This window comes from Streptococcus sp. CL8.13, from assembly GCF_049737895.1.
Genome location: NZ_JBKOTT010000088.1, coordinates 1 through 3,971 on the forward strand (window position 1 = coordinate 1; position 3,971 = coordinate 3,971).

General features: G+C 37.2%; 3 protein-coding genes and 2 pseudogenes. 3 read left to right on the top strand and 2 right to left on the bottom strand.

Annotation, left to right across the window (positions count from 1 at the left end):
• Both ACLNCN_RS03805 and tacF read right to left on the bottom strand, forming a co-directional pair.
• Positions 1 to 127 (bottom strand): annotated as a pseudogene (locus tag ACLNCN_RS03805) (LicD family protein); the annotation flags it as partial.
• A gap of 9 nt (positions 128 to 136) precedes the next feature.
• Complete coding sequence (gene tacF / locus ACLNCN_RS03810) at positions 137 to 1,624, bottom strand: type IV teichoic acid flippase TacF (protein WP_424844654.1); 1,488 nt, start codon at positions 1,622 to 1,624, stop codon at positions 137 to 139.
• Between the two features lie 440 nt (positions 1,625 to 2,064).
• Here tacF and ACLNCN_RS03815 point away from each other — a divergent pair, with 440 nt between their 5' ends.
• The 3 genes and pseudogenes from ACLNCN_RS03815 to ACLNCN_RS03825 form a co-directional block, all read left to right on the top strand.
• On the top strand, positions 2,065 to 2,772 hold the full coding sequence (locus ACLNCN_RS03815; protein ID WP_000638495.1) for an IspD/TarI family cytidylyltransferase: 708 nt from the start codon (positions 2,065 to 2,067) through the stop codon (positions 2,770 to 2,772).
• Between the two features lie 4 nt (positions 2,773 to 2,776).
• On the top strand, positions 2,777 to 3,799 hold the full coding sequence (locus ACLNCN_RS03820) for a ribitol-5-phosphate dehydrogenase (RefSeq protein ID WP_223340579.1): 1,023 nt from the start codon (positions 2,777 to 2,779) through the stop codon (positions 3,797 to 3,799).
• Positions 3,800 to 3,815: 16 nt separating this feature from the next.
• Positions 3,816 to 3,971 (top strand): annotated as a pseudogene (locus ACLNCN_RS03825) (choline kinase); the annotation flags it as partial.

Here is a 3,971-nt window from a genome sequence, read left to right on the forward strand (position 1 = left end):
GAACCGCCCCAATCAGAGTACCGTAGTTAATAATATAGTTGATATTGTTCTTTTTACAGAGAGTATCAATATAATCCAAAATTTCTAATTCAATTTGTTTGGCATCTTCAATGGTTAGTTGTTTCATTTTAAACTCCTATGATCTTTTGAATTTATTTTTTAAGGCTAGGACATGGTTTAAAAATTCATAGAAAATGCTATCTTTGGTGAAGGCAAGTAGACCAATATAAGAGATGGCTGATAGCAAGACAATCAAACCAGTATTAATCAAAAATGGCAAATTAATGACCATATCCACGGGATACAAGAAATTAATCAGGAAATAGATTCCTACAAAGGAAAGTGAAAAGAGCGAGTATCGAACAGTATAGCTAAAGATATGTCCTAAGTGGATGAGTTGTTTTCTATGGATGAAAATGATATAGAAAACAAGTAGAGAGGCCTCTGATAGCATAGTTGTCAGTAAGTAGTATTCAGGAGCCACTATGTGGTTGAAAAAGAGGAGACTATTTAAGCCCAAATTGAGTAATCCTGCAAAGACTGTATAGACTGTGATACGTTTTTCATAGCCATTTGTAAAGAGAATTTGGGAACCAAGAATGGTATCTAGTGCCAGGATAATCGTACGAAAAGCGAAGAGAGAGGTTAAGATACCACCTCCGATATATTTTTCACTACCATAAAGTAGGATAGCATTTGGTCCTAAAACCATGAGTCCAAAGCTAAGTGGAATGATAAAGAAGTTAAAGATTCGACTACCTCTATTAACAAGTGTGACATAAGCTTCCTTATCGCCTTTTCCTAGATAGTAACTGAGACGAGGCACACTCACTCCGATAGCTCCTGTTACAACACCAGCTATAACGGTCACAATTCGCTGAGCCATGGTATAGTAACTAACGTTGACATCAATCCCTGTTTTTACGAGGAAGAGACGATCCAAAAAAGTGAAGAGCATATTGGCATTGGCAAAGACCAACATGGCTGTTAAAGGGAGAAAGAGCGGTTTAAAATCACTTATGTGAATCTTAACAAGCTTAATGTCTCTTTTAATCCAAAAATAACTAATCAGATAGTTAATCAGTGTCGATAAACTCATCACAAGTGTATAGACAACAATATCGTGTTCATTTTTGACAAATAGGAAAATAGAGACCAGCATCAGGATACGGATGAAGGCAGTCTTGTAAAAAAGAAAACTATAATTTTCCAGAGCTTCATTAACCCATTCGATTGAAAAAATCTGGGCAATGAGTTGAATCCCCATAACAAGGTAGACTTTTTTGACGATTGGATTATCTGTAAAGAAGAGAGGATAGGCAAGGATATAGACAGCGGTGGTCAAAATCGTACAAGCTATGCACAAATAAAAAAGACTAGAGAAGGTTCTATTCAGATCTTTTTTGTTATCCTTGACATTGCTGATGGCTCGTAAACCGTAGTTATAGACCCCATAAGTTGCAAAGGGTAAGAAAAATGACAAAATTGTGTCGACTGAGTTGAAGTAACCATAGTCAGTTCGGTCCAAGACACGCGCGACGTAGGTACCAGTTAAGATGGGAAAAATAATATTCAAGACACGAATTCCCATGTAGGATAGAGCATTTAATTTTATACTTTTCATTCAATTTACCTCATTTTTCATTATATCATAAAGTCAGCTAATAAGAAATGAAGGGCAGTAATACTCTTCGAAAATCAAATTCAAACCACGTCAGCGTCGCCTTACCGTACTCAAGTACAGCTTACGGCTAGCTTCCTAGTTTGCTTTTTGATTTTCATTGAGTATAAGTCAAGTAATCACTTTGAAGTTTCAAAGTTTGATTTTAAGCTTTCTTTAAGAAAACTATATTATTCTGAAGAACTCTAAAATTTCACAGCCATTTATTAGTAATGACTACAGAATTCCTAGTCATTACTAGAAATGGACTAGTTTCTTTGAATAATAGAACTGCTTAATCCTCCTATTCTAGAACGGGATGACTAGTATTTATTTTATGATAGGACTAGATTGTGGTATAATAGAGAGGATAAGTTTTTTTAGTAAGACAAAGGAGAAAATAGATGATTTATGCAGGAATTCTTGCTGGTGGAACTGGCACACGCATGGGAATCAGTAACTTGCCAAAACAATTTTTAGAGCTAGGTGATCGACCTATCTTGATTCATACAATTGAAAAATTTGTCTTGGAACCAAGTATTGAAAAAATTGTAGTTGGGGTTCATGGAGACTGGGTTTCTCATGCAGAAGATCTTGTAGATAAATATCTTCCTCTTCATAAGGAACGTATCATCATTACAAAGGGTGGTGCTGACCGCAATACAAGTATTGAGAAAATCATTGAAGCCATTGATGCTTATCGTCCGCTTACTCCAGAGGATATCGTTGTTACCCACGATTCTGTTCGTCCATTTATTACACTTCGCATGATTCAAGACAATATCCAACTTGCCCAAAATCATGACGCAGTGGACACAGTGGTAGAAGCGGTTGATACTATCGTTGAAAGTACCAATGGTCAATTCATTACAGATATTCCAAATCGTGCTCACCTTTATCAAGGACAAACACCTCAAACATTCCGTTGCAAGGACTTCATGGACCTTTATGGCTCTCTTTCTGCTGAAGAGAAGGAAATCTTGACAGATGCATGTAAAATCTTTGTGATCAAAGGAAAAGATGTGGCCTTAGCCAAAGGTGAATACTCAAATCTGAAGATTACAACCGTAACAGATTTGAAGATTGCAAAAAGTATGATTGAGAAAGACTAGTAAAATGATTAATCAAATTTATCAACTAACTAAGCCTAAGTTTATCAATGTCAAATATCAGGAAGAGGCTATTGACCAAGAGAATCATATCCTCATCCGCCCTAATTATATGGCGGTCTGTCATGCGGATCAGCGTTACTACCAAGGAAAACGTGATCCGAAGATTTTGAATAAAAAGCTTCCAATGGCAATGATTCACGAGTCATGTGGAACCGTTATTTCTGACCCGACAGGAACCTACGAGGTTGGGCAAAAAGTTGTCATGATTCCTAATCAGCCACCTATGCAGAGTGATGAAGAATTCTATGAAAACTACATGACAGGAACCCATTTCTTATCTAGTGGCTTTGATGGCTTTATGAGAGAGTTTGTTTCTCTCCCTAAAGATCGTGTGGTGGCTTATGATGCTATCGAAGATACGGTTGCAGCCATTACAGAGTTTGTCAGTGTCGGTATGCATGCAATGAATCGCCTATTGACCCTTGCTCATAGCAAGCGGGACCGAATCGCCGTTATCGGAGATGGAAGTTTAGCATTTGTGGTTGCCAATATTATCAACTATACTTTGCCAGAAGCAGAGATCGTGGTTATTGGTCGTCATTGGGAAAAATTGGAACTCTTCTCATTTGCCAAAGAATGCTATATTACTGACAATATTCCTGAAGATTTGACCTTTGATCATGCTTTTGAGTGTTGTGGTGGTGATGGTACTGGACCAGCTATAAATGACTTGATTCGCTACATTCGTCCTCAGGGAACGATTCTCATGATGGGCGTTAGCGAATATAAAGTCAATATCAATACACGCGATATCTTAGAGAAAGGCTTGCTCTTGGTTGGTTCCTCTCGTTCTGGTCGCATCGATTTTGAAAATGCCATCCAAATGATGGAAGTCAAGAAATTTGCCAATCGTCTTAAAAATATCCTTTACCTAGAAGAACCTGTAAGAGAAATTAAAGATATTCACCGTGTCTTTGCGACCGATTTAAACACAGCCTTTAAAACCGTGTTTAAGTGGGAAGTATAAGAACTGGAGGTTAATTGTGGAGAAAATCATTAAAGAAAAAATTTCTTCCTTACTTAGTCAAGAAGAGGAAGTCCTCAGTGTTGAACAACTGGGGGGAATGACCAATCAAAACTATTTGGCCAAAACAACAAATAAGCAATATATTGTTAAGTTCTTTGGGAAAGGGACAGAA